Raw genomic sequence first — 23,547 nt, 5'->3', positions numbered from 1 at the left:
TCGGCCCCGGTAGGAAAGGACATGGTGCTACTGATGAGAAGGCTGACCCGTACGGTCGCTACGGCCGCGCTGGCCACTGCCCTCGCTCTCGTTTCCGCCTGCAGCAGCGGGTCGGACTCGTCAGACGACGCCAAGGGCGGCAACGGCGGTTCGCTGGAGAAGGTGACCTACCTCACCTCTTTCGGTAACTTCGGTCGTGACTCCTACGCCTGGGTGGCAAAGGAGAAGGGCTTCTTCAAGGACGCCGGTTTCGACGTCGAGATCAAGCCCGGTCAGGGCACCGGTGGTGTGATCCAGACCATCGTCGGTGGCCAGGCCCAGTTCGGCCCGATCGACCTCACCGGCGGTCTGCTCCAGGTCGGCAACGGCCAGGCGAAGGACTTCACCGTGGTGGCCGCGATCCAGCAGCGCACCATGGCCGGCATCGCCACCGTCGAGGGCAAGAACATCGCCTCCCCGAAGGACCTGGAGGGCAAGAAGCTCGCCGACACCCCCGGGTCCGTGGTCCGCAACCTGTTCCCGACGTACGCCCGGCTCGCCGGTGTTGACGAGAAAAAGGTGACCTGGGTCAACGGTGAGGCGCAGAACCTGATCAGCACGCTGGCCACCGGCCAGGTGGACGGCATCGGCCAGTTCGTCGTCGGTCAGCCGACGATCGAGGCGGTGGCCAAGAAGAAGGCCGTCATGCTGCCGTACAGCAACGTGATGCAGGACCTCTACGGCAACGTGCTGATCACCTCCTCCAAGATCGCCAAGGAGAAGCCCGAGATGGTGAAGAAGTTCACCGCGGCGCTGCTCAAGGGCCTGGAGTACAGCCTGGCCAACTCCAAGGAGGCCGGCGAGATCCTGAAGAAGAACGTAGAGGGCGCCAACCCGGTCGCCGCCGCCGCCGAGCTTGAGCTGATGGCCGCGTACGTGCGCTCCGGCAACACCGGCACCGCGATCGGCACCCTGGACAGCGGTCGGGTCGCCAAGAGCATCGCCATCCTGCAGGGCGCTGGCGCGCTGAAGCAGAACATCACCCCCGAGCAGATCATCGACTTCAGCCTCGCGCCGAAGGCCTGATCGTCCGGTCGTCACCAGGGGGTACGTTCCGCCGACTCCGGTGGGACGTACCCCCGTCGCTCGTCAGCCCCCTGGGGCCGAGGATTTCGAGGAGGACAAGATGACCGACGTCCGGTCAGCGGATCCGGCGGTGGCGGCATCCCCACCCCCGGGCGCCGGCCCCGAGGCGGGGCGCGCGGGTCGAGGTGCCAGCCTCCGGGCCGTGGCCGGGGCGGCGCTGCCCGCGGCCGGCCTCCTGATCGCCCTGGCGGCGTGGTGGCTGATCGCCCGGTTTGAGCTGGTCCACCCCGCGGCTCTGCCACCGCCCGGTGGTGTGCTCGCCGCGTTCGTCGACAAGCCCGCCCAGATGCTGGAGCACACCTGGGACACCCTGCTGGAGATCCTGATCGGCTTCGCGCTCTCGGCGGCGGCCGGTGTCCTGATCGGACTCTCCCTGGCCAGCTCCCGCACGGTGGAGCGGATGTTCACCCCGCTGCTGGTCGCGGTGAACGCGGTGCCGAAGATCACGCTGGGCCCGTTGTTGGTGGTGGCACTCGGCTGGGGTCAGAAGCCGATCCTGACCATGGTGTTCCTGCTCTGCTTCTTCCCGATCGTGCTCTCGACCGCGACCGGGCTCACCACCACGCCGGCTGACCTGGCCGAACTGGTGCGCTCCTGGAACGCCTCCCGCTGGCAGGCGTTCCGTAAGGTGCGCTTCCCGGCCGCACTGCCGCAGATCTTCGTCGGGCTCAAGGTGGCCATGCCACTGGCCGCGATCGGCGCGGTGATCGGTGAGTTCCAGGCCGGCGAGAGTGGTCTCGGCTTCGTGATCACGCAGTACGCCGGTATCGGCGACACCGCCACCGCGTGGGCGGCGATCATGTTGGTGGCGCTGGTGAGCATCCTGCTCTACTCGGCGCTCGTGCTGAGCGAACGGATCGCCCTGCCCTGGGTCCGCGAAACCACCAGCAGCCGCTGACCCGCCGCACGCCGGAACGAAGAGGGCCGGCCTCCCCGTCGGGAGGCCGGCCCTCTTCATGCGTCGAGGCCGGGAAGCGTTACCCCGCCAGGCGCCAGCGCCCGTTACGGGCGACCAACGTGGTGAGCGCCTGCGGCATCAGGCCGCTGTGGTTGTCCGGCGTCATTCGGATCGGGCCGGACAGGCCATCCATCTGGGACGTTTCGAGCACGTCCCGAAGGCCGTCGCGGTCCACCTTGCCGACCTCACCGCCGGCGCGCAGTTCCGCGTCGGTGATCAACTGCATGGCGTCCGCGGCGAAGGACGACGACCCGTTGTAGCCGCCGAAACGTGCCGTGTAGTCCTGGAACCACTGTCGTCGCGCCGCCTTGGCCGGCGTCGTCGCGATCACGTCGTCGATCACCATGGTCTGGGTGAAGATCAGCGTGGCCCGCTCGGTGGCCCTGGCTGCCTCGCCGAGGAAGAGGTCACCGGCCGCGCCCGCGTCGAAGAACAGCGACCCGCGGAAGGTGGTCTGCGAAGCGCTGGTGGCCGCCAGCGTCGCCTGCTCCGGCGGCGTCCAGAAGACGAGCGCGTCGGGCTTGCCCGACGTCAGCTGCCGGACCTGCTGCCTGACGTCGGTGTCGGTGGTCTTGACCTTCTGCTCGCGCAGCGTGATTTTGGCCTTGTTCAGCTCGCTCCTGAGTGCGGTCGCGCCCTCCCGGCCGTAGTCGTCGTCGCTGACGAGCATCCCCACCTTGCGGAGGTTGTTGCGACGCAGTTCGGTGGTGAGTGCGGCGGCGCTGTCCACGGCGTTGGGGCCGAGCTTGAACACGTAGCGCCGCTCGGCGACCGGGCTGGCGATCGCGCCGGAAGCGGCGAGCGCAATGGTGGGAATCCGCTTCTCGTTGATGGTGCCGACCGCACCGACCGCGCATTCGTTACAGCCGCCCATGATGATGGCGCTGACTTGGGAATCGCTGCTGAAGTCGACGATGTTGCGAAGTGACTCGGCCGAGTCGGAACGGTTGTCCTTCACCTTCAGCTCGATCTTCCGGTTGTTCAGTGCTCCGGAGGAGTTCAACTGGTCCCTCTTGAGTTCCAGTGCGCGCTGGTATGCCCGCCCGACGGGGGCGGCGGCGCCGGAGAGTTCGAGGTCGGCAGCGATCACGATCGGACTCGTGTCCTGCTCCGCCCCGCCAAACTGGCAGCCGGTGAGCGTGGTGGCCACTACGGCCGATGCGAGCGCCGCGATGGTCGCGGAGCGGATGGGGCTCAACTCAGTCCTCCAGGTGCGGGCGCGGGCGCTGCCCGGTCACCGCCGCTAATCCGTCCTCAGTGGAGGACGGTATCTCCTCTGCCGTACGGTGTGCGCGAAGCCTGCAAAACCTTGCCAATGGCCGGCGCTGTGGTCAAGCGCGGACCCCGGCAGCATTTTCGGGACGGTCATCCCACATGCTGGGGTAACGCAATGTTTGCAAAAGCTCACTTTGCACACACGCGTGACCACTCTGGAGTTACATGCCCTGTTCAGGGGCTTGCGGAAATGAAGGTATCAGTTGCCCGGATCACGGGATGCGCTCCGTCCGACCGTTTCCTACCTCACTGCGGCTTCCCAAACCCGATCTTCTCTGATGAAATCGCGGCCGTGCCGCGCGTGGTCCCCTCCGCTTACGGCATGGCTCGGCGGCTCAGGCGGGGAAGAAACGACGGAGGCGATGTCGTGAGCACCGGACCGACGACCCTGCCCGCGCTCGGCGACAGCGCTCGGCGTCCCCGCCGAGGGTTGCCGAGACTGCGCGACGCCCGGATCCGGTCCAAGCTGGCCCTGATCCTGGTTGTCCCGGTGGCGGCGGTGATCGCGCTGGCGACGGTCCGCCTGATCTCCATTGGCGAGGGTGCCTTCGACGCCACCCAGGCCCGATCGCTGACGGCCCTCTCCATCGACGTCAGCGCCCTCACTCAGGACCTTCAGGCCGAGCGGATGGCCGCCGCGGCCTACCTGGCCACATCGCAGCAGGAGGTGGACAAATACCGCACTGCGTACAACCTGCGGGTCCGCCAGACGCAGCAGCAGGTGGACGAGTACCGCGCCGAGCGGGGCCGGGTGGGCGAGGTGCCGACCGCCCTGCGCGAGCGGCTGGTCGCCATCGACGACCACCTGGCAACCCTGGACGGCACCCGCCAGGAGGTGCTCGACGGCCGGCAGATGGCCGTTGCCGAAGCGGTTCTCCGCTACGGCGTGATCCTCACCGACCTGGTCTCGTACGGTGACGGCCTGGCCCAGTTGCCCGGCGACGAGAGCCTGGGGGACAGCCGGCGTGCGGTCTCCGCCTTCGCCCGCGCCAAGGCCTCCGTCGCCGAGGAGCAGGCGGTCGCCTACACCGCGTTGACGGCGGGTCAGCTCGACTCGGAGCAGTTCTCCTCCTTCGTGGCGACGCTGACCGGTCAGCAGGAAGCCCTGGTCGCGTTCTCGCTGGCCGCCGACCCGGCGCAGCGCGCCCTGGTCGACAGCACCGTCTCCGGTGACGCGGTCGGCCTGGCCGACCGGGTGGCCACCGACATCACCCGCTCGGTCGGGCAGCGCCCGCTGGTCACCGCGCAGGACGCCACCGCCGCCATCGGCGCGGTCAACGACCTGATGCGCTGGGCCGAGATCCAACTGCAGGACCGCCTGCTCCAGCAGGCCGACGAGGCACGCTCGGACGTCATCCGGCAGGCCGTGGTCGAGTCGATCCTGGTGCTGCTGACCCTGATCATCGCCATTTCGCTGGCAGTGGTGCTGGCCCGCTCGCTCAACCACTCGCTGCGCCGGCTGCGTGAGGGCGCCCTCTCGGTGGCCAACCACGACCTGCCGGACGCGGTGCAGCGGCTGCAGACCATGGGCAGCGTGGGCGACGGCGGGGTGGAGGAGATCGTCCGCCAGGTCCGGGACCCGATCCAGCTCAACACCCGCGACGAGGTCGGTCAGGTGGCGTTGGCCTTCAACGTCGTCCACCGCGAGGCGGTACGGGTCGCCGCCGAGCAGGCTGCGCTGCGTACCAGCGTCTCGGCGATGTTCCTCAACCTGGCACGTCGTAGTCAGACCCTGGTCGACCGGATGATCGGCGAGCTGGACGCGATCGAGCGCGGCGAGGAGGACCCGAAGCGGCTCGCGCAGCTCTTCGAGCTCGACCACCTGGCCACCCGAATGCGCCGCAACGACGAGAACCTGCTGGTCCTGGCCGGCGCCGACTCCGCCGCACCGCGCCACGACAACGCGCTGGTGGTGGACGTCCTGCGCGCTGCCCAGTCCGAGGTCGAGCTGTACAACCGCATCGAGTTCGGGACGGTCGACACCGACATCTCGGTGGCCGCGCACGCTGTCAACGACGTGGTACGCCTCGTCGCCGAGCTGCTCGACAACGCCACCCGGTTCTCGCCACCGAACACCACTGTGGTGGCCGACGGTCGCCGCATCCGTGACTACGTCCTGATCCAGATCGAGGACCGCGGGCTCGGCCTCACCGACGAACAGCTCGACTCGCTCAACCGTCGGTTGGCCGCCCCGCCGAGCGTCGACGTCGCCGCGTTCCGGCTGATGGGTCTGGCCGTGGTGAGTCGGCTCGCCTCCCGCTACGGCATCCGGGTCGAGCTGCGCCGCAACGTCGAGGGCGGCACCGTCGCCCAGGTGACGCTGCCCGCCGCCACTGTGGTGCTGCCCAGCAACCGGGGACGCGACCAGGCGCTCACGCGGCCGCGTCAACCGATGGCCGTGGAGCAGACGCCGCTCACGCCGGTCGGTCACAGCGAGCAGTTCGCCGGTGCCGCGACCTCGGCGGCGACGCTGCCCGACCAGTGGCGGAGCAGCCCACCGGCACCCGCCCAGTGGCAGTCCCCGCTGGACTCGCGGGACACCAACTCTCCGGTACAGGCGGGTGGCTACGCCGGCACCCGCTCGGCAGCTCCGGCGGCACCGGCCCCCGTCGCCCCGCTCCCGCCGGCGCGGCCCGCGTACAGCAACGGCGCGGGCGCCTCGGCGGGCAGCCCGACAGTGGCCTACCCGACCATCGATCCGCTGCCCCGGCGCGGCTCGACCCCGGACACCGCCGACGGGCGTGGCGCGACGCCGGGTCTGCCGGTAGGGCCGGTCGCCGGCCTCGGCGCGGTGGCACCGCCCGCCGCGCCCCCGGCACCCGCTGCTCCGCCGGTACCCGCCGCACCGGTCAGCACCCGGCCGGACTTCCCGGCCGAGGCGCCGATCTTCCGGGAGATGGAGGCGGTCTGGTTCCGGTCGCACGGCGACGACGCCACCGCGATCTTCACCCGACCGAATTTCGACGCTCCGGCCGACGCCGGCCTGCGCTCGGGCAACGGCGCTCAGTCGAGTGCCGGGTCCGTGCCGCCCGCCGCGCCGGCCCGGCCGAAACTGCCGACCCGTACCCCGGGCAGTTCCAACACCGACGGCACCAGCACGCCGGATGGCGCAGGCCATGGCACCAGCACGTCGGGTGCCGCAGGCCATGGCACCGCGACCGGCGGCGGCTTCGGCGCGCCGCCCGCAGCGCCGCCGTCGTACACGCCGCCTCCGGCGGCCCGACCGGCACCGGCCGCGCCCAGTGCGCCCTCGGTGGACCCGGGCGCCTGGCGGACTGCGGCCGACGAGGGCTGGTCCCGTGCGAGCAGGGCGGCCGAGCCGGCTCCCGCCGGGACCACCCGTTCCGGGTTGCCCAAGCGGGTGCCGCAGCAACAGCTCGTGCCGGGCGGCATCGAACCGAAGAGCGGCCGGGACCGCAGCCGGCGGACCCCGGATGAAGTACGAGGTCTGCTGTCGGCCTACCACCGCGGTGTGCAGCGCGGTCGGACGGCCGGGACGGACCTGAACAGCACCTCGACCAAGGAGAGCCGATGAACAGGCCAGCTGCCATGCAGGACATGGGTTGGCTGCTCACCAACTTCGCCGACAGCGTGGCGGGTATCGCCCACGTGGTGGCGGTGTCCGCCGACGGGCTGCTGCTCGCGTCCTCCCGGGACCTGCCGGGGGACCGGGCGGATCAGCTCGCCGCGATCACCTCCGGTGTGGTGAGCCTGACCGAGGGCGCAGCCCGGATGTTCAGCGCGGGCGGGGTGTTGCAGACAGTCATCGAGATGGACAGCGGGTATCTCTTCCTGATGTCGATCAGCGACGGATCGTCGATGGCCGTGCTGGCCGCGCGCAGCTGCGACGTGGGCCAGGTGGGCTACGAGATGGCCCTGCTGGTCGAGCGGGTGGGTGCCGCGCTGGTGCCGCTGCCGCGTGACGCGGTGCGCTCCTAGCACCGGAAGACGGCGCTCGAACCGCGCGCCGAAGCAGGACGAAAGGCGGCACTGGCCGAGCTCTACAGTGGACGGGGAGGTGATCGGGAATGGACCAACGGCGCGTTGACCCGCGTGGCGCGCTGGTGCGTCCGTACGCGGTCACCCGGGGTCGTACCGAACCTCGACAGGACATCGCCCTGGAGGCCGTCCTGACCGCGTCGCTCACCCAGGTTGCCGAGTCCCGCTTCGCCGGGCATGACAAGCACCGAATCGCCACGGTCTGTGAGGGCCGAGCACAGTCGCTGGCGGAGATCGCCGCGTACACCCGGATGCCGCTGGGCGTCGCCCGGGTGTTGGTCGCCGACATGGTGGCCGAGAGCCTGCTGACGTTACACACTGCTGCTCCCGCCGAGGGGTTCGAGGAGCGGATGGAACTGCTTGGAAGGGTGCTAAGTGGACTTCGCAGGCTATGACCCCGCTAGGGGGCGGCCGGGCCGGGGAATCGTCTCCGCGAAGATCGTCGTCGCGGGCGGCTTCGGCGTCGGTAAGACGACACTGGTCGGGGCGATCTCCGAGATCACACCGCTGACCACAGAGGCGTTGATGACAGCGGCGGGTGTCGGCATCGACGACCCGTCCAAGGTGCCGGGCAAGGAGACCACCACGGTCGCCATGGACTTCGGCCGTATCACGATGGCCCAGGACCTGATCCTGTACCTCTTCGGTACACCGGGTCAGACTCGGTTCTGGTTCATGTGGGACGAGATCATCCGAGGGGCGGTGGGTGCCGCCGTGCTGGTGGACACGCGCCGGATCACCGACGCGTTCGCCCCGCTGGACTACTTCGAGAACCGCAACCTGCCGTACGTGGTGGCCCTGAACCGGTTCGACGGTGCTCCCCAGTACGAGCTGGAGGAGGTCCGCGAGGCGCTGGCCATCTCGCCGCAGGTGCCGCTGGTGATGACCGACGCCCGGCACCGGGACTCGGTCAAGCAGGTGCTGGTGACGGTGGTCGAGCACGCCATGCTCCGCCTTGAGGCCGAGCACGGGCGGGGTTTTCCCACGCCTGTCGGCTGAGCCGTCGGGTCATGGCCGGCCGGCGCACGCCGGTCGGCCATGACGCGTCAGTCCACCCGGAGTCGGTAGCCGCGCTTCACCACGGTCTGCACCACGCGGGGCGCGCGCAGGCCGGCCCGTAGACGGGCCACCGCCATCTCCACCGCGTGCTCGTCCGCGCCCCGGGGCAGCGTCCGCAGCAGCGCCGTGCGGGACAGCACCCGACCAGGCGACTGGGCCAGGGCGCGCAACACGGCCATCGGGGCGGGGGCGAGCGGTCGCAACTCGCCGTCGATCACCGCGGCGTGCCCGCGCAGCGTGAGAAGGTGCCCGCCGGCCTTGAACGTCACGGTCCTGCGGGGCAGCTCGTCGACGATCGTCCGCACCAGCGCCCCCAGCCGGGCCCGGCCCGGGGCGCTCACCGGCACCCCGCGCCGGAGCAGCGGCTCGGCGGTCACCGCGCCGACGCAGCTGGCGAGCACGTCGCCGCGGAACGCGGTGAGCAGCGCGTCGGTGCGGTCGCCGGCTGCCCGCAGCAGCGCCTCGGCCGCCGGCGCCGAGGTGAAGGTCACCGCGTCCACCAGTCGGCCGGCGATCAGGTCGATCAGCCGGTGCAGCGGCGCCGGGTCGCTCGGTGGGGCCCAGCGATAGACGGGCACCTCGATGACTGTGGCACCGGCCGCCTCCAGCGCGAGGGTGCACTCGGGCTGTCGCTCACCGTGCAGCTGCATGGCGATCACCTGCCCGGCCACACCTCGCCGGCGCAGGTGGTCGACCACCTCGTCGCAGCTCTCCGAGGCCGGTGACCACTGGTCGTGCAGCCCGGCCGCACGGATCGCGCCACGTGCCTTCGGGCCACGGGCAACCACGTACGAGCTGGCCAGCACCGAACGCAGCGGCTCGGCCAGCCCCCAACCCTCGGCCGCCTCCAGCCACCCGCGCATGCCGATGCCGGTGTTTGCCATCAGAATGTCCGGCGGCTGGTCGAGGCACGCGCGGGTCGCCTCGCGCAGCTCGGTGTCGTCGGACAGCGGCACGATCCGCAACGCCGGGGCGAGCACCACCCGGGCGCCCCGGCGTTCGAGCAGCGCGGCCAACTCGTCGCGCCGCCGGTCGGCGGTCACCCCGATGGTGAAGCCCGCCAGTTCTTCCCGCATCAAGCCTCCTGTCGCAGCCGCACCTCGACCAGCCCGTCGCGGCAACGCGCGTCGTGCCGTGCCACGGCCACCCCGGGCAGGTCGAGGCAGTGCCCGCTGCGCAGGTCGTACACCTGCTTGTGCAGCGGCGAGGCGACCGTCGGCACTCCGCCGCGGCTGCCGACGATGCCCCGGGACAGCACGTACGCCCCGGAGACCGGATCGCGGTTGTCGATCGCGAACAACCCGTCCTCGGTGTGGAAGAGGGCGATCTGTGCCCCGTCGACCAGGGCGGCGACCCCTCGGTCCGGTTCCAGGCGGTCGAGGGGGCAGACAGCGGTCCAGCTCAGCGTGGTGGTCAGGTTCATCGCCGTACCTCCGGTAGGCCCAGGGTGACCGGTTGCCGACGGTGCTCGAATCCGCCCGGGGGGTGCTCGCGCACCGGCACCGGTTGGCCGCGTTCCCGGGCGAAGGTGATGGACGGGTCGGGCACGTCGGGCGCGTTGACGAAGGAGGTGTAGCGGCGGAGCCGGTCCGGGTCGTCGAGCACGTCGCGCCACTCGTCGGAGTACGACGACACGTGCTGGGCCATTGCCGCGTCCAGTTCGGCGCAGAGCCCGAGCGAGTCGTCCACGATCACCGCGCGCAGGTGGTCGAGGCCGCCGTCCATCGCCTCGATCCAACCGGCCGTGCGTTGCAACCGGTCGGCCGTGCGGATGTAGTAGATGAGGAACCTGTCGATCAGCGAGATCAGCGTTTCCGTGGACAGGTCGGTGGCGAACAGGTCGGCGTGCCGGGGGCGGAAGCCGCCGTTGCCGCCGACGTAGAGGTTCCAGCCGGTCTCGGTGGCGATGATGCCGAAGTCCTTGCTGCGCGCCTCGGCGCATTCGCGGGCGCAGCCGGACACCGCTGACTTGATCTTGTGTGGAGCCCGTAGCCCTCGGTAACGCAGCTCCAACGCGACAGCCAGCCCAACCGAGTCCTGTACGCCGTACCGGCACCAGGTCTCGCCCACGCAGGACTTCACCGTCCGCAGCGCCTTGCCGTACGCGTGACCGGACTCGAAGCCGGCGTCCACCAGCCGCCGCCAGATCTGCGGCAACTGCTCCACCCGCGCCCCGAACAGGTCGATGCGCTGCCCACCGGTGATCTTCGTGTAGAGCTGGAAGTCCCGGGCCACCTCACCGATCACGATCAGCTTCTCCGGGGTGATCTCACCGCCCGGGATCCGGGGCACCACCGAATAGCTGCCGTCGCGTTGCAGATTGGCCAGGAAGTGGTCATTGGTGTCCTGCAACGACGCCTGCTCACCGTCGAGCACGTGGCCGCTGCCCAGCGAGGCGAGGATCGACGCCACCACCGGCTTGCAGATGTCGCAGCCGCGCCCCCGGCCGTGCTCGGCGACCAGTCGGGAGAAGGTGCGGATCCCGCGTACGCGGACGATCTCGAACAGCTCCCGTCGGCTGACGTCGAAGTGCTCGCAGAGGGCGCTGGACTGCGCCACACCGGCCGCGTCCAGGAGCTGCTTGAGCATCGGCACGCAGGAACCGCAGCTGGTGCCGGCCCTGGTGCACGCCTTCAACGCCGGCACGTCCGCGCAGCCGTCGGCGATGGCGGCGTCCACGTCGCCCCGGGTCACCGCGTTGCAGGAGCAGACCTGGGCGGCGGCGGGCAGCGCACCCGCGTCCGCCCCACCGCCGTCCGGGGCGAGCAACGCCAGCGGCGCGGCCGGCAGCGGGCCGCCCACGCTGGCCCGCAACGTCGGGTACGCGCTGGCATCACCGACCAGCACCCCGCCGAGCAGCGTGTGCGCGTCGTCGGAGAGCACCAGCTTCGCGTAGACCCGGGTGGCCGGATCGGTGAACGTGACGTCCAGACAGCCCGGGGTGGTGCCGTGGGCGTCGCCGAACGAGGCCACGTCGACGCCGAGCAGCTTGAGCTTGGTGGCGGTGTCCGCGCCCGGGAAGGTGGCCGCGCCACCGACCAGCCGGTCGGCCACCACCTCGGCCGTCGCGTACCCGGGTGCGACCAGGCCGTGGCAGGTGCCGTCGACCGCCGCGCACTCGCCGACCGCCCAGATCCGCTCGTCGGCGCTGCGGCAGGTCGCGTCGACCAGCACCCCGCCGCGCGGGCCCAGCGGCAGCTCGGCGTCCCGGGCCAGCTGGTCCCGGGGCCGGATGCCGGCGGCCACCACCACCAGCTCGGCGTCGAGCACGCCACCGTCGGACAACTCCAGTGCGGCGACCGCCCCGTCCGGGCCGGGTCGGATCGCGCTGGTCGCCACCCCGAGGTGGGTCCGTACGCCCAACTCGTCGACGTAGCGCCGCAGCATCGCGCCACCGGCCTGGTCCACCTGAACCGGCATCAGCCGGGGCGCGAACTCGACCACGTCGGTGCTCAGGCCGAGCAGCCGCAGCGCGTTCGCCGCCTCCAACCCGAGCAGCCCGCCACCGATCACCGCGCCGACCCGCCGGCCGGAGGCGTACGCCCGGATCGCCGCCAGGTCGTCCAGGGTCCGGTAGACGAACACCCCGGGCAGCTCCGCGCCGGGCACCGGTGGCACGAACGCGTACGAGCCGGTGGCCAGCACCAGCGCGTCGTAGTGGCACTCGCCGACGCCGGTGGTCACCACCTGCCGGGCCCGGTCGATGGAGGTGGCCGGCTCGCCCAGACGCAGCCGCACCCCGTCGTGCGGTGTGTACAGGTTGAGTTCGCTCTCACCCACCCCGTCGAAGTACGCCGAGAGTCGCACCCGGTCGTACGCCGGGCGCCGCTCCTCGGCCAGCACTGTCACCCGCCAGCGACCCTCCGGGTCACGGGCGCGCAGCGCGTCGACGAAGCGCTGCCCGACCATTCCGTTGCCGATGACGACCAGATCGCCGCCGCTCATCGCGTCACCTCCACCGATTCCGCCTGGCTCAGCCAGTCGACGATGCCGCCCACCGCGTCCCGGCACCCGCCGCATCCGGTGCCGGCGCGGGTCGCCGCCACCACCGCGTCGACGGTCCGGGCCCCGGAGCGCCAGCTCCGTACGAGTGCGCCCTTGCTCACCGTGTTGCACTGACAGACAGTGGCCGCGTCCGGCATCAGCGCCGGTGAGGCGGCCGGAGTCGCGCCGACCGTGCCGAGTGCCCGGCCGAGCAGGAGCGCCCGCCGGTCGGCCGGCACGGGATGACCACGGTCGAAGAGCTGGATCACCGTGCCGACGGCCGGGTTGTCGCCGAGCAGGATCGCGCCGATCAGCCGCTCGTCGCGGATCCGCAGCCGGGCGTACGTGCCCCGGGCCGGGTCGGTGAAGGTCAGCTCCTCACCCGGCCCGCCACTGACCGCGTCACCCATCGAGGCCAGGTCGATCCCGGCGGCCTTGAGCCGGGTCACCACCGGCTGGGGCCGGTACCGCGCGAGCGGGTCCGTCCCGGTCAGCACGTCGGCGAGCACCCGTGCCTGGGCCCAGGCAGGTGCGACCAGCCCGGTGAGCACACCGTCGTGCTCGGCGCAGTCGCCGATCGCCGAGATGGCCCGGTCGTCGGTGCGGAGCCGGTCGTCCACCACCACGCCGCGCCGGACGTTCAGCCCGGCGGCCCGCGCGAGGGCGGTGTCCGGGCGTACGCCGCAGGAGAGCACCAGCAGGTCGGCGCGCAACGTCCGGCCGTCGGCCAGGTCGAGGCGGACGCCGGTGGCGTCGGCGGCCACACCGGTCGCCGGCACCGCGAGCTGCACGGTGACGCCGAATCCGGCGAGGGTGCCGGCGAGCACCGCACCGGCCGTCGGGTCGAGCTGCCGTTCCATCAGGTGTTCCCTCGGGTGCACCACTGTGGTGGCGAGCCCTCGGCTGGCCAGCCCTCGGGCGGCCTCCAGGCCGAGCAGCCCCCCGCCGAGCACCAGCGCGGTGCGTGCGCCGTCAGCCGCGGCGAGGATCCGCCGGCAGTCGTCCAGGGTCCGGAACGGGACGACCCGCTCCGGCAGGTCCGCCGAGTCGAGGCCGGGCAGTGGCGGCACCACCGCCCGTGCGCCCGTGGCCAGCACCAGGTGGTCGTAGGAGATGCGTTCGCCGTCGTTGGTGCGTACCTCCCGGGCGTACCGGTCGATCGCGGCCACCGGTACGCCGCTGCGCAGGTCGATGCCGTGCCCGGCGGCCTCGGTCAGCTCCACGTCCGGCTCGTCGATCCGGCCGGCCAGCAGGGTGGAGAGCAGGATCCGGTTGTACGCGCGGTGCGGCTCCGCCCCGAGCACTGTGACCTTCCGGTCCCCTTCGCGGGCGTGCAGCTCGCCGGCGAGGCGGGCGCCCGCCATCCCGTTGCCGACGATCACCACCCGGGCCGTCATGCCTTCTCCACCCGTACCGCGCAGATCTTGAACTCGGGCATCCCGGAGATCGGGTCCACCGCGTCGTTGGTGACCGAGTTGGCCCGTCCCGCACCCGGGTAGTGGAACGGCGCGAACACGGTGTCCGGTCGGATCCCGGCGCTGAGGCGCGCCGGGGCGCACAGCTCACCCCGGCGTGAGGTCACCCGCACCGGGTCGCCGTCGCCGATGCCCAGCCGGGCGGCCAGGTCGGGGTGCAGCTCGACGAACGCCTCCGGGGCGGCGCGCCGCAGCGCGGGCACCCGGCGGGTCTGGGTGCCGGACTGGTACTGCGCCAGCACCCGGCCGGTGGTGAAGTGCAACGGGTACGCGGAGCAGACCTCCTCGGCGGCCGGCCGGTGGTCGACGGGGTGGAACCGGGCCCGGCCGTCCGGGGTCGCGAACCGTTCGGCGAACAGCCGTGGTGTGTCCGGCCCGTCCTCGGTCGGGCAGGGCCACCAGACGCCGTCGTCGCCGTCGATCCGGGCCCAGCTGATGCCGGCGTAGTCGGCGATCCCGCCGGCGGAGGCGCGGCGCAGCTCGGCGAAGACGGCGGCCGGGTCGGCCGGGAACCGGGCTGCAGCCTCGGTGGCCGCGGCCTCGTCGGGGGCCAGTCTCGCCGCGAGGGCGGAGATGATGTCCAGGTCGGTCCGGACGTCCGGTGGGGGTGGGCGCAGCGCCCGGCGACGCAGCACCCGACCCTCCAGGTTGGTCATGGTGCCGTCCTCCTCCGCCCACTGCGCGGTGGGCAGCACCACGTCAGCCAGCGCGGCCGTCTCGGAGAGCAGCAGGTCGGCGACGACCAGCAGGTCGAGATCGCGCAACCGGCCCTCGATCCGGGACGCCCGGGGTGCGGAGACCACCGGGTTGGAGCCGAACACCAGCAACGCGCGGGGGCCGTTCGGTGTGCCGAGCGAGTCGAGCAGCTGGTAGGCCGGCACACCCGGGCCGGGCAGCTCGTCGGCCGGCACCCCCCAGACACCGGCCACGTGCTCCCGGGCCGCCGGGTCGTCGATCCGCCGGTAGCCGGGGAGCTGGTCGGCCTTCTGCCCGTGCTCCCGCCCGCCCTGGCCGTTGCCCTGGCCGGTGAGGCAGCCGTACCCCGAACCGTCGCGGCCGGGCAGGCCGAGGGCGAGGGCGAGATTGACGTACGCGGTGACCGTGTCGACGCCCTTGGCGTGCTGCTCGGCGCCGCGCGCGGTCAGGATGATCACGCGACCGCCGGTGCCCAACGCGCGGGCGGTCTCTTCCAGGTCGGCCACCGGCACACCGGAGAGCTGCTCTGTGCGGGCCGGCCACCAGGCGGCGACGCTGCGGCGAACCGCCTCGAAGGCGGTGGTGCGTTCGGCCACGTAGGACCGGTCGACCCACCCCTCGGTGAGGGCGATGTGCAGCAACGCGTTGGCCACCGCGAGATCGGTGCCGGGCAGCGGTTGCAGGTGCAGGTCGGCCTGGCGGGCCGTGGCGGTGACCCGGGGGTCGACGACGATCAGCCGGCCGCCGCCCCGGCGCTGTTCGGTGAGCCAGCGCACCAGCGGCGGCATGGTCTCCGCCGGGTTCGCGCCGACCAGCAGCAGAGTGTCGGCCCGGCCCAGGTCGGCCAGCGGGAACGGCAGCCCACGGTCGATGCCGAAGGCGCGCATCCCGGCCGCCGCCGCCGAGGACATGCAGAACCGTCCGTTGTAGTCGATGTGCCGGGTGCGCAGCCCGATCCGGGCGAACTTTCCCAGCGCGTACGCCTTCTCGTTGGTCAGGCCGCCGCCACCGAAGACGGCGACCGCGTCCCGGCCGGCGTCCTGCTGGACCGCGCGGATGCCGGTGACGACCCGGTCGAGCGCGGCGTCCCAGCTCGCCGGGCGCAGCTCACCGGTGGCCGGGTCGCGCAGCAGGGGAGTGGTCAGCCGCTCCGGGTGGTCGAGCAGCTCGGCGGCGGTCCAACCCTTCTGGCAGAGCCCGCCCCGGTTGGTGGGGAACTGGCGGGGGTGGACCGAGACCCCGGTGTCGTCCTCGCGCAGCGTCATGCCGCACTGCAGCGCGCAGTACGGGCAGTGCGTCGCCACCTCCCGGGGCGCCAGCCCCGGTCGAGTTGCCGACCATGCACCGTCTGTCATGTCGGCAAAGCGTGCCGCCGGGCGGTTTCCGGTCCGGGTCTCTTCTGTTTCGGTCCTGTCAAGTGGGGCTCACACCGCACGCGGGCACGGCAGAGGACGGATGGTCGCCAGCGATCGCCCCGGACGGACGCTCGACCAGCGCGGCGGTAGCGGACCTCATCTCGCGGGGGCGGTCAGCGCAAGTCGACGCGGTGTGGTCGGCGGGTCAGGGACAGCCAGCCCAGGAAGCGGGCGTGAAGTGCTCGCGGGTCAGGACGAACGCCCACGGAGTACAGGTCGTCGAGCGCGTCCTGCATGTTCGCTGCCAGATAGAACGCCAGGGCGATCGAATGGCCGTAGAACTCGGTTGCGAGGTGTAGCTGAGCCGGCGAGCACGGCCAGGGAGCGGCGCAGTTACGGCAGAGCCACGCCGGGCGCATCGGATGGTGAGGGCGAGGGCGGCGGGTCATCCGACTTTCACCGGACCGCGCTTGACGGGCGTGCGGATGGTGGGGCGACGGGCGGGCGGGTCCGGCCAGATCAGGCCTGCGGGCATCACGAACAGGGACCGGCGCGCGACCGCGTCACCATTCCCGGCCAGCTCGTAACCGTCGATCCACAGCCACCCGTCGTACGTCGGCCAGTCGAGAACGCGAATCACGCGGACGAAGATCGGGCGCATGAACTGGACACTCGTGGCGCGGGTCAGGTGCAGGACGTCACCCGTGCGCGGCTTCCGCGGTTTGGACTCCGGCTCGGGGCTCCAATCGGGCGGTGTGTCCGGCACGGTGCGCTCCCCTGGTCGTCGCTGTGGGAAGGAGCCGCCCCGTGCGTGCTCGCCTGTGGAGATCTTGGACAGTTTCCGTTCTGGCGTAACTGTCGTGTCCCGAGACATGTGTCAAGGGGAAGTCCCGATAGATGTGTCATGAGTTGTTGATCAGGCTGCTCGGGTGAGGCTGATGTAGGTCCGGTCGGGGTTGAGGTGGAAGTGGCCGAGGGGTTGTCCGTCGCGGTTGTAGATGGTGATTCGGTTTTGGTCGCGGATGGCGGTGACGGTGGCGCCGGCGTGGGTGGTGCCGACGCTGGTGCGGTGCCCGGCGACGGTGATGGCGCCGGTGCTGCCTACGAGGCAGCGGTGCAGGGTGGCGTCGGTTTGCCTGGGCAGGCTGGTCGGCCCGCCGAGGCTGGGGGCGTCTGTCCATGCCTGGGCGGGGGTGGCGCGTCGCGGCAGGGCGCTGTGGCGTCGTTCGGTGTTGTAGTAGCGGCGGTAGGCGTCTAGCAGGTTCTGCAGTTCGGGGCAGGTGTTGGGGGTGGGTTGGGTGCTCAGCCATTTCTTGAGGGTTTGGTGGTGGCGTTCGACCTTGCCGCAGGTCTGGGGGTGGTAGGGGCTGGAGTTGATCGGCCGGACATTGTGTTGCAGGAGGTACTGGACGAACGTGGAGATCGATCCGGGTCGGGTCAGGCGGCTGGTGAACGCGGTGCCGTTGTCGGACAACACGATCGCCGGGGCCCCGTACTCGGTGAACGCCTGCCTGACCGCGGTGACCGCGCCTTCGGCGGTCTCCGCGGTCGTGGTGTGACAGCCGACGAGGGTTCGGGTGCAGTCGTCCAAGACGTCGAAGACCGCGGCGAGGCTGCCGTCGGCGAGCCGGACGTTCGTGGCGTCGATCTGGTAGCAGTCTCGGGGCCGGGCGTAGACGAAGCGTCGAAACGAGCTGCGCGGCCGTTTCGCCGGGTTCCGTTCGAGCAGGTCATGCCGGCCCAGGACCCGGTTGATCGTCGACCTTGAGGGCACCCGCCACGCCGGAGCAGTAGCGTTGTGCAGCTCGATCAGGGCGTCGTGGATGAAGTCGGCCCCGTTGTCCAGGCCGAGTTCGACGCGCAGCTTGCAGATCCACGCATCCAGCTCCGGTGGCGTCACCCGCGGACTGATACGCGGCCGCCGGGACCGCTCCTGCCATTCGCCCACGTCCCGGATCCGCGCCTGATGCCGGTACACGGTACGGACCGACACACCATGCTCGCGCGCGAACTCAGCGGCGTTGACCCGCACCCCAGCAGCCAACTGGGCATCGAGCAGGTTCATGACACGCCGCCGAGAAGCCATGCCAGGCACCATTCACCAGCACGCCCAAGATCCCTACCAAGTGACACATGTATCGGGATTTCAACACTGACAGATGTCATGGGACTGAATAGTTCTGGCGTAACGGAAACTGTCCAAGATCTCTGGCAGGCCGAGGGCGGCCCCGATACGAACGCGTCCGCCGGGTTCCGTGATCCCTGCCGGCCGCGCCGCCTGAACCCACCTTGCGGCCAGTGATGGGACAAAAACAGCCCGTATCGATATGGTCGCGAGACATTCCGCGCATCCGATGGGGGAGCCGTGAACGATGCGCTACGCGCCGCGCTAACCGAGACGGGGCACTCGATTGAGTCCCTGGCAGGGCTGGTCGGGGTCGATCGAAAGACGGTCGCGCGCTGGCTGAACCACGACCACATTCCGCACCCCCGACACCGGGAGGCGGCGGCGAGTGCGCTCCGACGGCCCATAGGAGACATCTGGCCGGACACTTCAAGACGCCGCGAGCCAATTTGGTTCCGACCATGGCAAGAGATCGAGCGCGAGGCGATCTCGCTGCGGTCGTTTCAGTCGACCGTCCTCCCCGGCCTGCTCCAGACCGAGGCATACGCTCGCGCCGTGCTGGCCGGAGCCGACGTCATCGCCCGCAGCGACGTCGAGCGGCACCTGGCCTCACGACTCGCCCGGCAAAGCATCCTGGCCCGTGAAGACCCGCCACACTTCACCGCCGTTGTTGACGAGGGCGTGTTGCGGCGGCCAGTCGGCGGGCGAGCCATCATGCGTGAGCAGGTGCAGGCCCTCATCACCGCCTGCGAGGCCCCGCACGTCCGTGTGCACATCGTCCCCTCTACCGTCGGCGCGTACGCTGGCCTGAACGGTCCCTTCGTGATCGCCGTGGGGCCCGAGCATCGCATTGCCGGCTACCTCGACAATCAGCTTCAGGGGCAAGTCGTCACCGGTGCCGAGGACATTGCGGCGATGCTGGCCGCGTGGGAGAACGTGCGCGGCGAGGCGCTGTCCCACTGGCAATCCGTCGATCTACTTACGGAGATGGCGAAGACATGGAACTGACCGGCGCGCGGTGGCGTAAGAGCACCCGCAGCAGCGGCAATGGCGGCGACTGCGTCGAGGTTGCGGACAACCTGCCTGGCATCGTCGGCGTGCGGGACTCGAAGGACCCGGCAGGGCCGGCGTTGGTCTTCGGGTCAGCGGCCTGGCGGGCGTTCGTCGGCATGGCGAAGGCACACGACCCGGCCTGATCAGCATCACGCAGAGGCCCCCGGTTCGCCGGGGGCCTTCGTGTGTCCGGGATCAGTCCCCGCCAGGAAACGCAGGCGCGACCGGACTGACCACACCAACCGTTCCGGCTCCGTTGCGGCGGAATCCGCTGTGACTTTGCGTGCGGTGGGAGGTGCGAGCCGGATCCTTTGGAGCTGAATCGCTGACGACATCAGCGTCGTTCATTGGCTTATAATGTGGGAAAGTTGTCTCAATAATTGGGAGAGCGCGATGAGCGTGACGGACGTCTTCGACGCGGTGGCCGGCACCTACGACGAGGCGCGCAGGCGGCTCGTACCCTGCTTCGACGCCTTCTACGGCACGGCGGTCGAGGTGGCCGCGCCACCGCTGCGGGCCGCGCTCGCCGCCGGTCGTACGCCGGAGGTGTTGGACCTGGGCGCCGGCACCGGCCTGCTCTCGCTGCTGCTGGCCGCCGCGGTGCCCGGTGTCCGGCTGACCCTGGTCGACGGGGCGCCGGCGATGCTCGCCCGCGCCACCGAGCAGTTGGACGCCCGGTCGGTGCCGCACGGGACGGTCCGGGCCGACCTGGCCGATCCGCTGCCCGCCGGCCGGTACGACGCGGTGGTCAGCGCGCTGGCGATCCACCACCTCAACGAGGAGGGCAAGCGGACGCTCTACCGGAGGGCTGCCGGCGCACTCGCGCCCGGCGGGGTGTTCGTCAACGCCGAGCAGGTCGCCGGCCCGACTCCGGAGTTGGACCGTCGCTATGACGAGGTGTGGATGCAGCGGATCACCGAGCTGGGCGCGTCCGGTGAGGAGATTGCCGCATCCCGGGAGCGGATGCGGCACGACCGGCCGGCGACGGTCGCCGACCAGTGTCGGTGGCTCGCCGAGGCGGGCCTGGTCGACGTCGACTGCTACTTCAAGGAGTGGCGCTTCGCGGTGTTCGGCGGCCGGGCCCGGTGAACACCGCCGGTATGTGCGTTTCTACGTCGGGGGGCGAGCCGGCGGTCGCGTGGATGACTGTCGGTCACACCGGTGGGTAGTCTCAGCGACATGACTGCCAAGGTGACTCTGTCGTTTACCGACGAGACGATCGAGGAGGCCCGGCGGTTCGCCAAGCGCGAAGGGCTGTCGCTCTCCGCATGGATGGACCAGGCCGCCCGCGAGAAGGCGCTGCGCGAGGTGTTCACCGCGCACGCCGCAGCCGTGGGCCGTGCCGGTCTGGACCTGGAGTCCGCCGCTCTCGCCGACGCCCGCGAGGCGGGCATGGTCAACGACCTGCTCTCCGGCGGACGACCGCGTGCTGCGTAGGGGAGAGGTCTGGCGCATCGAGGGCGCCCGGGAACGCCTCGGCCTCGTGGTCAGCTCGGACGTCTACAACTCCACCGACGTACCCATCGTGATCGTGGTCGAGGTGGTGGAGGAGTCGCTGCTGCGCGACTCGCCGCTCGCCGTGTCGATGGGCCGGTACGTGGTGATGCCCGACCGCATCTCCTCGCCCATGAAGAAGTGGTTCACCGACTGCGTGGACGTCGCCGACACCGACACCATGATCCGGGTCGGCCGCGCGCTGCGCATCCTGCAACAGCTCTGAGCACGACCTCACCACCGCCGTCGGCCCGTGGTGCGGTCCCCGTTTCCGGGCCGACCCGCGACGGGCACTGCCAGGTAACCGGGCATTCCTAGCGTTCCTCCTCGTCACATCGACGAGGAGGAGCCGCCGTGAGCACGCTCACCAGCACCGCAGTCACCACCCGGCCGCCGGCTGCCACCGGGCGCGCGCGCCGGCTCGACGACTGGCGCCCCGAGGACCCCGACTTCTGGCGGGTGACGGGCGCGCCCATCGCCCGGCGCAACCTCTGGGTCTCGATCTTCGCCGAGCATGTCGGCTTCTCGGTGTGGAGCCTCTGGTCGGTCACCGTGCTCTTCCTCGGCCCCGCGTACGGCATCGACCCGGCCGGGAAGTTCCTGCTCACCGCCGTGCCGGCCGCGCTGGGCGCGGTGCTGCGCCTGCCGTACACGCTGGCGGTGGCCCGCTTCGGCGGGCGGCGCTGGACGATCATCAGCGCGCTCCTGCTGCTGGTGCCCACGGTGCCGATGACGGTGCTGCTGGAACCCGGGGTGTCCTACTCCACGCTGATGGTGCTCGCCTGCCTGACCGGCGTCGGTGGCGGCAACTTCGCCTCCTCCATGGCGAACATCAACCTGTTCTACCCACAGCGACTCAAGGGCCGGGCCCTCGGGCTCAACGCCGGCGGCGGCAACCTCGGCGTACCCGCGGTGCAACTGGTCGGGTTGGCGGTCCTCGCCACCGCCGGTGCCGCGTACCCCCGTCTGGTGCCGGCGGTCTACCTGCCGCTGATCGTGCTGGCCGCGCTGGCCGCGGCCCGCTGGTTGGACACCGTGCCCGGGGCGCGCAACGAGCCGGGCGCGCTGCGTGAGGCGGCCCGCGACCCGCACACCTGGGTCATGTCGGTGCTCTACGTCGGCACCTTCGGCTCGTTCATCGGGTTCGGTTTCGCCTTCGGTCAGGTGCTCCAGCTCCAGTTCGCCGAGCGGTTCCCCACCCCGGTCGACGCCGCCTGGCTGACCTTCCTCGGCCCGCTGGTCGGTTCGCTGATCCGCCCGCTGGGCGGGCACCTGGCCGACCGGTTGGGCGGTGCCCGGGTTACCTTCTGGAACTTCGTGGCGATGGCGGCCGGCGCGGGCACCGTGCTGTACGCCGCCCGGGAACGGTCGTTCGGGCTCTACCTGGCCGGGTTCCTCGCCCTGTTCGTCTTCTCCGGCATCGGCAACGGCTCCACCTACAAGATGATCCCGGCGATCTTCCGGGCCCGGGCGGCGGACGCCGTGACGTCGGGTCGCCGCGATCCGGAGGCCGCCGCGCGGTGGGCGCGGCGGATGACCGGCGCGCTGATCGGCATCGCGGGTGCCGTCGGGGCGTCCGGCGGGGTGCTGGTCAACATCTCGTTCCGACAGTCGTTCCTGAGCTCCGGCAACGCCGACGCCGCCTACCTGGCCTTCATCGGCTGGTACGCGTTGTGTTTCGCGGTCACCTGGGTCGTCTACCTCCGGCCGAGGGCCGATCGGCTCGCCAACGTGTGAGCTGGACCACGGCTGGCGTGTCGCCGCGCACGAGCGCACCCCCGTTTTGACCTGCGGACGGGGCGCCGGGTATCGTTGCCTGCTGTTGTACGACATCCAGAGGCGTGCCCCATCAGGTACGCTTGGTCGTTCGTGCGCGCTGGTCCGGCCTGCAAGATCTGGTCACCTCGGCGCGCGACCCCAGACCGACGACGAGACAAGGTAGACCTGTGCGTACGTACAGCCCGAAGCCGGGTGAGATCGAGCGTCAGTGGCACGTCATCGACGCCTCTGATGTCGTGCTGGGCCGCCTGGCCACCCACGCCGCCACGTTGCTGCGTGGTAAGCACAAGCCGACTTTCGCGCCGCACGTCGACACGGGCGACTTTGTCGTCATCGTGAACGCGGGCAAGGTTGCGTTGACCGGCAACAAGCGCCAGACCAAGGTTGCTTACCGCCACTCCGGTTACCCGGGTGGTCTGAAGCAGATTGGCTACGAGGAGCTGCTGACCAAGCGCCCCGAGCGGGCCATCGAGCTGGCCGTGAAGGGGATGCTCCCGCACAACAAGCTCGGCCGTCAGCTGATCAAGAAGCTGAAGGTCTACGCCGGTGCCGAGCACCCGCACCTCGCGCAGCAGCCGGTGCCGTTCGAGATCAAGCAGATCGCGCAGTGAGCGCGGGCGAAGGAAGCAGCATGACCGACATCACCGAGACCGAGGTCGCCCCGGAAGCCCCTGAGGCCACCGAGGCGCCGGCGCCCGTCGCCCGCGCGCCTCGCGGTGACCGGCCGATCCAGACCGTGGGCCGCCGCAAGCAGGCCATCGTCCGGGTCCGTATCGTCCCGGGCACCGGCAAGATCACCTGCAATGGCCAGGACCTCGAGGCGTACTTCCCGAGCAAGGTGCACCAGCAGCTCATCAAGGACCCGCTGGTCACCGCCGAGAAGCCCGAGCAGTTCGACGTCATCGCCAACCTGCATGGCGGCGGCACCACCGGGCAGGCCGGCGCGCTTCGGCTGGGCATCGCCCGTGCGCTGATCATCAACGACCCGGACGACCGCCCGGCCCTGAAGAAGGCCGGCTTCCTGACCCGGGACGCCCGGGTCAAGGAGAGCAAGAAGTACGGCCTCAAGAAGGCCCGTAAGGCTCCTCAGTACTCGAAGCGCTGATCTTCAACAGCGCGTTGTACTTCTGACGGACGGCCGGTCCGCCTCCCCGCTAGGGGGAGGTGGGT

The 23,547-nt window shown here is 70.9% G+C and carries 22 protein-coding genes; 14 read left to right on the top strand and 8 right to left on the bottom strand.

All coding sequences use genetic code 11. From position 1 onward, the window contains the following. Nucleotides 1–33 precede the first annotated feature (33 nt). Together FBZ33_RS27190 and FBZ33_RS27185 are read left to right on the top strand one after the other, a co-directional pair. Entirely contained in the window at nucleotides 34–1,065 is a 1,032-nt protein-coding gene (locus tag FBZ33_RS27190) for an ABC transporter substrate-binding protein (RefSeq protein ID WP_141911160.1), read from the top strand. A 100-nt stretch (nucleotides 1,066–1,165) separates the two neighbouring features. Beyond that, complete coding sequence (locus FBZ33_RS27185) at nucleotides 1,166–2,023, top strand: ABC transporter permease (RefSeq protein WP_185755421.1); 858 nt, start codon at nucleotides 1,166–1,168, stop codon at nucleotides 2,021–2,023. Between the two features lie 79 nt (nucleotides 2,024–2,102). Here FBZ33_RS27185 and FBZ33_RS27180 read toward each other — a convergent pair whose 3' ends face one another. Further along, a complete protein-coding gene (locus FBZ33_RS27180; protein WP_141911159.1) occupies nucleotides 2,103–3,281 on the bottom strand; it encodes an ABC transporter substrate-binding protein in 1,179 nt (392 codons plus the stop codon). Between the two features lie 444 nt (nucleotides 3,282–3,725). On the opposite strand from FBZ33_RS27180, the gene FBZ33_RS27175 reads away from it, so the two are divergent. The 4 genes from FBZ33_RS27175 to FBZ33_RS27160 all read left to right on the top strand — a co-directional run bounded on the left by FBZ33_RS27175 (nucleotide 3,726) and on the right by FBZ33_RS27160 (nucleotide 8,356). After that, complete coding sequence (locus FBZ33_RS27175; protein WP_141911158.1) at nucleotides 3,726–6,893, top strand: nitrate- and nitrite sensing domain-containing protein; 3,168 nt, start codon at nucleotides 3,726–3,728, stop codon at nucleotides 6,891–6,893. After that, a complete protein-coding gene (locus tag FBZ33_RS27170; protein ID WP_007465177.1) occupies nucleotides 6,890–7,297 on the top strand; it encodes a roadblock/LC7 domain-containing protein in 408 nt (135 codons plus the stop codon). Before FBZ33_RS27175 ends, FBZ33_RS27170 begins: the two co-directional genes overlap by 4 nt. 89 nt (nucleotides 7,298–7,386) lie before the next feature. Next, nucleotides 7,387–7,752, top strand: coding sequence for a DUF742 domain-containing protein (locus FBZ33_RS27165; protein WP_088950207.1), 366 nt, complete (start codon nucleotides 7,387–7,389; stop codon nucleotides 7,750–7,752). Continuing rightward, nucleotides 7,733–8,356 carry an ATP/GTP-binding protein gene (locus FBZ33_RS27160; protein WP_088950206.1) on the top strand — a complete coding sequence of 208 codons (624 nt, stop codon included), beginning with the start codon at nucleotides 7,733–7,735 and terminating at the stop codon, nucleotides 8,354–8,356. The genes FBZ33_RS27165 and FBZ33_RS27160 overlap by 20 nt, the downstream gene beginning before the upstream one ends. 47 nt (nucleotides 8,357–8,403) lie before the next feature. On the opposite strand, the gene FBZ33_RS27155 is transcribed toward FBZ33_RS27160, so the two are convergent. The 7 genes from FBZ33_RS27155 to FBZ33_RS27120 form a co-directional block, all read right to left on the bottom strand. Beyond that, the gene (locus FBZ33_RS27155; protein ID WP_088950205.1) at nucleotides 8,404–9,492 is read right to left on the bottom strand and encodes a uroporphyrinogen-III synthase; all 1,089 of its coding nucleotides are present in this window, start codon (nucleotides 9,490–9,492) and stop codon (nucleotides 8,404–8,406) included. Then, entirely contained in the window at nucleotides 9,492–9,839 is a 348-nt protein-coding gene (nirD, locus tag FBZ33_RS27150) for a nitrite reductase small subunit NirD (protein ID WP_141911157.1), read from the bottom strand. Before nirD ends, FBZ33_RS27155 begins: the two co-directional genes overlap by 1 nt. Beyond that, nucleotides 9,836–12,361, bottom strand: coding sequence for a nitrite reductase large subunit NirB (nirB, locus tag FBZ33_RS27145; RefSeq protein ID WP_141911156.1), 2,526 nt, complete (start codon nucleotides 12,359–12,361; stop codon nucleotides 9,836–9,838). Before nirB ends, nirD begins: the two co-directional genes overlap by 4 nt. Beyond that, on the bottom strand, nucleotides 12,358–13,797 hold the full coding sequence (locus FBZ33_RS27140) for an FAD-dependent oxidoreductase (RefSeq protein ID WP_141911155.1): 1,440 nt from the start codon (nucleotides 13,795–13,797) through the stop codon (nucleotides 12,358–12,360). Before FBZ33_RS27140 ends, nirB begins: the two co-directional genes overlap by 4 nt. Continuing rightward, the gene (locus tag FBZ33_RS27135) at nucleotides 13,794–15,926 is read right to left on the bottom strand and encodes a molybdopterin oxidoreductase family protein (protein WP_141911154.1); all 2,133 of its coding nucleotides are present in this window, start codon (nucleotides 15,924–15,926) and stop codon (nucleotides 13,794–13,796) included. Before FBZ33_RS27135 ends, FBZ33_RS27140 begins: the two co-directional genes overlap by 4 nt. Nucleotides 15,927–16,371: 445 nt before the next feature. Beyond that, nucleotides 16,372–16,587 (bottom strand): hypothetical protein, encoded by a 216-nt coding sequence (locus FBZ33_RS27125; RefSeq protein WP_141911152.1) that lies wholly within the window; start codon nucleotides 16,585–16,587, stop codon nucleotides 16,372–16,374. A gap of 255 nt (nucleotides 16,588–16,842) precedes the next feature. After that, nucleotides 16,843–18,012 carry a DDE-type integrase/transposase/recombinase gene (locus tag FBZ33_RS27120; RefSeq protein WP_141908243.1) on the bottom strand — a complete coding sequence of 390 codons (1,170 nt, stop codon included), beginning with the start codon at nucleotides 18,010–18,012 and terminating at the stop codon, nucleotides 16,843–16,845. Nucleotides 18,013–18,291: 279 nt separating this feature from the next. On the opposite strand from FBZ33_RS27120, the gene FBZ33_RS27115 reads away from it, so the two are divergent. The 8 genes from FBZ33_RS27115 (at nucleotide 18,292) to rpsI (ending at nucleotide 23,482) form a co-directional block, all read left to right on the top strand. Beyond that, a complete protein-coding gene (locus FBZ33_RS27115) occupies nucleotides 18,292–19,059 on the top strand; it encodes a helix-turn-helix transcriptional regulator (protein WP_099848634.1) in 768 nt (255 codons plus the stop codon). After that, the gene (locus FBZ33_RS27110) at nucleotides 19,050–19,247 is read left to right on the top strand and encodes a DUF397 domain-containing protein (protein ID WP_141911151.1); all 198 of its coding nucleotides are present in this window, start codon (nucleotides 19,050–19,052) and stop codon (nucleotides 19,245–19,247) included. The genes FBZ33_RS27115 and FBZ33_RS27110 overlap by 10 nt, the downstream gene beginning before the upstream one ends. Before the next feature lie 250 nt (nucleotides 19,248–19,497). Further along, nucleotides 19,498–20,193: a class I SAM-dependent methyltransferase gene (locus FBZ33_RS27105; RefSeq protein WP_141911150.1), complete on the top strand. Its 696-nt coding sequence runs from the start codon at nucleotides 19,498–19,500 to the stop codon at nucleotides 20,191–20,193. 90 nt (nucleotides 20,194–20,283) lie between these two features. Further along, nucleotides 20,284–20,541 (top strand): DUF6364 family protein, encoded by a 258-nt coding sequence (locus tag FBZ33_RS27100; RefSeq protein WP_141911149.1) that lies wholly within the window; start codon nucleotides 20,284–20,286, stop codon nucleotides 20,539–20,541. After that, on the top strand, nucleotides 20,531–20,824 hold the full coding sequence (locus tag FBZ33_RS27095; protein WP_088950198.1) for a hypothetical protein: 294 nt from the start codon (nucleotides 20,531–20,533) through the stop codon (nucleotides 20,822–20,824). Before FBZ33_RS27100 ends, FBZ33_RS27095 begins: the two co-directional genes overlap by 11 nt. Nucleotides 20,825–20,952: 128 nt before the next feature. Next, the gene (locus FBZ33_RS27090; RefSeq protein WP_141911148.1) at nucleotides 20,953–22,335 is read left to right on the top strand and encodes a NarK/NasA family nitrate transporter; all 1,383 of its coding nucleotides are present in this window, start codon (nucleotides 20,953–20,955) and stop codon (nucleotides 22,333–22,335) included. 209 nt (nucleotides 22,336–22,544) lie between these two features. Next, a complete protein-coding gene (gene rplM / locus FBZ33_RS27085) occupies nucleotides 22,545–22,988 on the top strand; it encodes a 50S ribosomal protein L13 (RefSeq protein ID WP_030489638.1) in 444 nt (147 codons plus the stop codon). A gap of 20 nt (nucleotides 22,989–23,008) precedes the next feature. After that, the gene (gene rpsI / locus FBZ33_RS27080; RefSeq protein WP_088950196.1) at nucleotides 23,009–23,482 is read left to right on the top strand and encodes a 30S ribosomal protein S9; all 474 of its coding nucleotides are present in this window, start codon (nucleotides 23,009–23,011) and stop codon (nucleotides 23,480–23,482) included. Nucleotides 23,483–23,547: the final 65 nt, after the last annotated feature.

It is taken from the genome of Micromonospora sp. A202, assembly GCF_006715105.1.
Lineage (GTDB): Bacteria > Actinomycetota > Actinomycetes > Mycobacteriales > Micromonosporaceae > Micromonospora > Micromonospora zamorensis.
This window is presented reverse-complemented; position numbering and strand designations above follow the sequence as displayed.

Bases quoted from the DNA above. Each gene is read 5' to 3' on its own strand.
- rpsI (WP_088950196.1), top strand. From the start codon at position 23,009: ATGACCGACATCACCGAGACCGAGGTCGCCCCGGAAGCCCCTGAGGCC.
- FBZ33_RS27100 (WP_141911149.1), top strand. From the start codon at position 20,284: ATGACTGCCAAGGTGACTCTGTCGTTTACCGACGAGACGATCGAGGAG.
- FBZ33_RS27170 (WP_007465177.1), top strand. From the start codon at position 6,890: ATGAACAGGCCAGCTGCCATGCAGGACATGGGTTGGCTGCTCACCAAC.
- FBZ33_RS27165 (WP_088950207.1), top strand. From the start codon at position 7,387: ATGGACCAACGGCGCGTTGACCCGCGTGGCGCGCTGGTGCGTCCGTAC.
- nirB (WP_141911156.1), bottom strand. From the start codon at position 12,361: ATGAGCGGCGGCGATCTGGTCGTCATCGGCAACGGAATGGTCGGGCAG.
- FBZ33_RS27190 (WP_141911160.1), top strand. From the start codon at position 34: ATGAGAAGGCTGACCCGTACGGTCGCTACGGCCGCGCTGGCCACTGCC.
- FBZ33_RS27185 (WP_185755421.1), top strand. From the start codon at position 1,166: ATGACCGACGTCCGGTCAGCGGATCCGGCGGTGGCGGCATCCCCACCC.
- FBZ33_RS27135 (WP_141911154.1), bottom strand. From the start codon at position 15,926: ATGACAGACGGTGCATGGTCGGCAACTCGACCGGGGCTGGCGCCCCGG.
- FBZ33_RS27140 (WP_141911155.1), bottom strand. From the start codon at position 13,797: ATGACGGCCCGGGTGGTGATCGTCGGCAACGGGATGGCGGGCGCCCGC.
- FBZ33_RS27110 (WP_141911151.1), top strand. From the start codon at position 19,050: ATGGAACTGACCGGCGCGCGGTGGCGTAAGAGCACCCGCAGCAGCGGC.
- FBZ33_RS27105 (WP_141911150.1), top strand. From the start codon at position 19,498: ATGAGCGTGACGGACGTCTTCGACGCGGTGGCCGGCACCTACGACGAG.
- FBZ33_RS27125 (WP_141911152.1), bottom strand. From the start codon at position 16,587: ATGCGCCCGATCTTCGTCCGCGTGATTCGCGTTCTCGACTGGCCGACG.
- FBZ33_RS27155 (WP_088950205.1), bottom strand. From the start codon at position 9,492: ATGCGGGAAGAACTGGCGGGCTTCACCATCGGGGTGACCGCCGACCGG.
- FBZ33_RS27120 (WP_141908243.1), bottom strand. From the start codon at position 18,012: ATGGCTTCTCGGCGGCGTGTCATGAACCTGCTCGATGCCCAGTTGGCT.
- nirD (WP_141911157.1), bottom strand. From the start codon at position 9,839: ATGAACCTGACCACCACGCTGAGCTGGACCGCTGTCTGCCCCCTCGAC.